At 69.3% G+C, this 5,072-nt stretch carries 4 protein-coding genes; 3 read left to right on the top strand and 1 reads right to left on the bottom strand.

Going from position 1 to position 5,072, the window contains the following annotated elements; all coding sequences use genetic code 11:
* Both EHS43_RS36890 and EHS43_RS36885 read left to right on the top strand, forming a co-directional pair.
* The coding region (locus tag EHS43_RS36890) for an S-adenosylmethionine:tRNA ribosyltransferase-isomerase (RefSeq protein WP_125194971.1) at positions 1-717 on the top strand (717 nt) is incomplete at its 5' end.
* Positions 718-1,016: 299 nt separating this feature from the next.
* On the top strand, positions 1,017-1,775 hold the full coding sequence (locus EHS43_RS36885; protein ID WP_125194970.1) for a transglycosylase SLT domain-containing protein: 759 nt from the start codon (positions 1,017-1,019) through the stop codon (positions 1,773-1,775).
* Between the two features lie 76 nt (positions 1,776-1,851).
* Here the strand turns inward: EHS43_RS36885 and EHS43_RS36880 are convergent, their stop codons facing one another.
* A complete protein-coding gene (locus tag EHS43_RS36880) occupies positions 1,852-4,431 on the bottom strand; it encodes an FHA domain-containing protein (protein WP_125194973.1) in 2,580 nt (859 codons plus the stop codon).
* Positions 4,432-4,669: 238 nt separating this feature from the next.
* Between EHS43_RS36880 and EHS43_RS36875 the strand changes: the two genes are divergently transcribed.
* Positions 4,670-5,072 (top strand): streptophobe family protein (locus EHS43_RS36875; protein ID WP_221740796.1); only part of this gene is annotated, 403 nt, incomplete at its 3' end.

Here is a 5,072-nt window from a genome sequence, read left to right as displayed (position 1 = left end):
GTCCTGGAGGAGGCGGTCGGCGGACGGCTGTGGTGGGCGCGGGTGCGCGGTGGGGAGGTGCTCGGGCTGCTGCGGGAGCACGGGCGCCCCATTCGGTACTCCTATACGGAGCGGGACCAGCCGTTGTCCGTCTACCAGACGGTGTTCGCGCTGCCGTCGTCCGACGGGTCGGGCAGCGCGGAGATGCCCAGTGCCGCACGGCCCTTCACCGCGCGGCTGGTGGCGGAGCTGGTGAGCCGGGGTGTGCAGTTCGCGCCGGTCACGCTGCACACGGGGGTGGCCTCGGCGGAGGCGCACGAGCCGCCGTATCCCGAGAGGTTCTCGGTGCCGAAGGCCTCCGCGCGGCTGATCAACGCCGTGCGGGCCGCCGGCGGCAGGGTCGTGGCCGTCGGGACGACGGCCGTGCGGGCCGTGGAGTCGGCGGCCGGGGCCGACGGGGTCGTACGCGCGCGTGCGGGGTGGACGGACCTCGTCGTGACCCCCGGGCGCGGGGTGCGCGTGGTGGACGGGCTGCTGACCGGGCTGCACGAGCCGGAGGCCTCGCATCTGCTGATGCTGGAGGCGGTCGCGGGGCGGGCGGCGATCGACCGCGGCTACGAGGAGGCCCTGCGGCGGCGGTACCTGTGGCACGAGTTCGGGGACCTGCATCTCCTGCTGCCGGAGGCGGGGCAGCAGGAGCATCCTCACGCAGAGCATTGCGGCAGCAACCAACGGTGAGAAAGCTGTGGGGTCGATGTGAGCCCGCACATAGGGCCCACATCACGTACGAAGCGAAATAGGAGACAAAGCCTCCCCGCATGAACGGGACAGACGTTCCTATCTGTCCCGTTTTGCCCTCCCCCGATCCACTATCCGGGGTCGTACGTCACACCTTTGCCCGGGTGTTTTGCGCCAGCTAAGAATGGCCAACGTCGCTCAGCGCCGCGGGTTCCGCCCGCGGCGTTTGTGCCGGAAGCACCCGTGTCCCCCGACGGACAGCGAGCGACCTCCGCGCTATTCGAAGAGGTCTATCCCGCATGCCCAAGAACCCTTTCACCCGTGGTCACAGTCGCGCGCTGACCAAGCGCCACAAGATCGCCGTCGCCGGAGTCGCCACGCTCGGCGCCGCCGCCGTCGCCTTCAGCGCGGTTCCGGGCAACGCGGAGACCACCACGTCCGAGGCGGCCGCCTACTCGGCCCCCGTGAAGTACCGCTCCGAGGACCTCAAGGGCCTTCAGGCGGACGTCAAGGCGCAGCTCGCCGCCAAGGCACTGCAGAACAAGGCCGCCGAGGCCAAGGCCCAGGCCGAGGCGAAGGCCAAGGCAGCCGCCGCCGCGAAGAAGAAGGCCGCCGCGGCCGCCGCCAAGAAGGCCGCGCAGGCGCGCAAGGCCGAGCAGGCCCGCAAGGCGAAGGAGGCCGCGAGCCGGGCCGCCCACCGCGCCAAGCTGAAGGCCGCCGCGCCCAAGAAGAGCTACGCGAACAACCTGGACGGCTGGATCAAGGAGTCCCTGGCCATCATGCGGGCCAAGGGCATCCCGGGCAGCTACAACGGTCTGCACCGCAACATCATGCGGGAGTCCTCGGGGAACCCGAACGCGATCAACAACTGGGACATCAACGCCATCAACGGCATCCCCTCCAAGGGGCTGCTCCAGGTCATCCCGCCGACGTTCCGGGCGTACCACGTCGCCGGCACGTCCTGGAACATCTACGACCCGGTCGCCAACATCACCGCCGCCGCGAACTACGCGGCCGACAAGTACGGCTCGATGGACAACGTCAACAGCGCGTACTGAGGCCGCGCGGACCTCTCCTACGCACGAGGGCGGCACCCCGGGAGGGGTGCCGCCCTTCGGCGTCGTCCGGCCGTGGTCACTTGCGCATGACCTCGGGCTCGTGGCGGCGCAGGAAGCGGGAGACGAGGAAGCCGCAGACGATGCCGATGGCGATCAGGGCCATCATGTCGAGGCCCCAGGTGCCGACCGTGTGGTTCCACAGCGGGTCGGTGGTGTCGCCCGGTTTGACGGGCGGGTTGACCTGGTTGAAGTCCAGCGTGGCGCCCGCGGCGGCGACCGCCCAGCGCGAGGGCATCAGATACGAGAGCTCGTTGACGCCGAGGGTGCCGTGCAGGGTGAACAGGCAGCCGGTGAAGACGACCTGGACGATCGCGAACATCACCAGCAGCGGCATGGTCTTCTCGGACGTCTTCACGAGCGCGGAGATGATCAGCCCGAACATCATCGAGGTGAATCCGAGCCCCATGATCGGCAGGCACAGCTCCACGAGGGTGGCGTTGCCGAGGATCAGCCCTTCCTTCGGGAGTCCGCGGCTGGCGAAGCCGATGACGCCGACCATCAGTCCCTGCAGGATGGTGATCACGCCAAGGACGACCACCTTGGACATCAGGTACGCCGAGCGGGACAGTCCGGTGGCGCGCTCCCGCTCGTAGATGACCCTTTCCTTGATCAGTTCGCGGACGGAGTTGGCCGCGCCGGCGAAGCAGGCGCCGACCGCGAGGATCAGCAGGACGGTCGTGGCCGTGCTGTTCGGCTCGGGCAGCTTGGTCCTCGGGTCGACCGGCTTGGGCAGCAGGCTGTCGCCGAAGTCGATGAGCAGGCTCACCGAGCCGAGGACGAGCGGCAGGATCACCGTCAGGGCCAGGAAGCCCTTGTCGGACGCGATGACCGACACATAGCGGCGCACGAGTGTCCCGAACTGGGCGGCCCAGCGCTGTGGCTTGGGCGGCTTCATGCCCTGCATCGGAGGCACCTGTACGGACTGCGGCGCGACGGCGTCTATGTCCGCGGCGTACATCTGGTAGTGCTGCGAGCCCTTCCAGCGTCCGGCCCAGTCGTAGTCGCGGTAGTTCTCGAAGGCTGAGAAGACGTCGGCCCAGCTGTCGTATCCGAAGAAGTTCAGCGCCTCCTCGGGCGGGCCGAAGTAGGCGACGCTGCCGCCGGGCGCCATCACGAGCAGCTTGTCGCAGATCGCCAGCTCGGCCACGGAGTGCGTGACCACCAGGACCGTACGGCCGTCGTCGGCGAGGGCCCGGAGCAGCTGCATGACGTCGCGGTCCATGCCCGGGTCGAGACCGGAGGTCGGCTCGTCGAGGAAGATCAGGGACGGCTTGGTGAGCAGCTCCAGGGCCACGGACACGCGCTTGCGCTGGCCGCCGGAGAGCGAGGTGACCTTCTTGTCCTTGTGGGGGTCCAGCTTCAGCTCGCGCAGCACCTCGTCTATGCGGTGTTCGCGCTCCTGGGCCGTGGTGTCGGCGGGGAAGCGGAGCTTGGCCGCGTACGTGAGGGCTTTGCTGACGGTCAGCTCCTTGTGCAGGATGTCGTCCTGCGGGACCAGACCGATGCGCTGGCGCAGCTCGGCGAACTGCTTGTAGAGGTTGCGGTTGTCGTAGAGGACGTCGCCCTGGTTGGCGGGCCGGTAGCCGGTGAGCGCCTTGAGCAGGGTCGACTTGCCGGAACCGGACGGTCCGATGACCGCGATCAGGGACTTCTCCGGGACGCCGAAGGAGACGTCCTTGAGGATCTGCTTGCCGCCGTCGACCGTGACGGTCAGGTGGCGGGCGGAGAACGTCACCTCACCGGTGTCGACGAACTCCTCCAGCCGGTCGCCGACGATCCGGAACGTGGAGTGGCCGACGCCGACGATGTCGCTCGGGCCGAGGAGCGTGGAGCCGCCCTTGGGGATCGGCTGGCCGTTGACGTACGTGCCGTTGTGGGAGCCCAGGTCGCGGATCTCCATACGGCCGTCGGGCATCGAGTGGAACTCGGCGTGTTTGCGGGAGACCTGGAGGTCGGAGACGACCAGGTCGTTCTCCAGGGCACGGCCGATGCGCATGATGCGGCCGATGGTGAACTGGTGGAACGTGGTGGGGCTGCGGTCGCCGTAGACCGGCGGGGCGCCCTCGCCCGGGCCCGTGCCCGCCCCCGCGCCGGGACCTTGCTGCTGCGGGAACTTCTGCGGCGGCTGGTGGGAGTACCGCTGCGGCTGCTGGGGCTGTGGCCAGCCGGACTGCGCGGCCTGCTGCGGTGACTGCTGCGGCGCTTGGTGGGGTGTCTGCTGCGGTGTCTGCTGGGCCCAGGCGGGGTTCGCGCTCTGCGCGGCGTACGGCTGCTGCCCGGACTGGGGCCGCGGTACCGCGGCCGCGGTGCCGGACAGGCTCAGCAGCGGGCCGTCGCTCGCGTTGCCGAGATGGACGGCCGCACCGGGGCCGATCTCCGTCTCGTGGATCCGCTGCCCGTGCACGAAGGTGCCGTTGGTGCTGCTGTGGTCCTCGATGACCCAACTGCGCCCGCTCCAGCTGATCGTGGCGTGACGCCAGGACACCCTGGCGTCGTCGAACACGATGTCCCCCTGCGGATCGCGTCCAAGGCTGTACGGCCTGGACGGATCGAGCGTCCAGGTACGGCCATTCGCTTCCAGTACGAGTTCCTGCACTCCAAGCCCCACTGAGTAGTCCCCCGCATTGCCCCCGTCACAGGGAGTGTAGGGATGTCGAACATCGTCGGGAACTATTTCAGGATCCCCTCCTGACCGAAAGTCGAGCCCCGAGAACACCACGTTCGTACGCTTCGGCCGGTTCCGTTGACGGGGTTGAAACCGACCCGGAGAGTGGGTAATCCACGCGAGGGGGACAAGCGCGGTCTCGGCCGCGCCGCGGATCGGGGGGACTGCCATGAGTGCGTCCATGGGCGTCGGGACCACGCGGCACGGCGGCCGGCTGCCGTGGGGCGACATCCTGCTGTCCGCGATCGCGGCCGTGAGCTGGGCGTTGATCGGGATGGCCGGTGCGGCCGCGCTCGGTCTGCATCTGCTGGAGGCCGATTCCGTCGCCTCGCTGGGCCCGATGACCGCGGCTGTCGTGGCCCTTGCGGCGGGTGGTTCGGTGACGCCCGCCGGTGACGTGTCCGCGTTCGGGCTGACGGGGGCTCAGGCGGCGACCGCCATCGAGATCACGCCACTGGGGGTGAGCCTGGTCGGCGCGGTGCTCCTGTCGTGGTTCTTCCTGCGGTCCCTGCGGCGGGCCGGAGCCGTGGTCGCGCCCGCCGAACTCCTCGCCCTGGCTCTTATACACATCT

This window comes from Streptomyces sp. RP5T (assembly GCF_003933965.1).
Classification (GTDB): domain Bacteria; phylum Actinomycetota; class Actinomycetes; order Streptomycetales; family Streptomycetaceae; genus Streptomyces.
The sequence above is the reverse complement of the archived record's forward strand: the minus strand, read 5'-3'. Positions and strand labels throughout refer to the sequence as shown.

What these genes read in the sequence shown, in the direction of transcription:
- EHS43_RS36885 (WP_125194970.1), top strand. Translation starts at nt 1,017, where the DNA reads ATGCCCAAGAACCCTTTCACCCGTGGTCACAGTCGCGCGCTGACCAAG.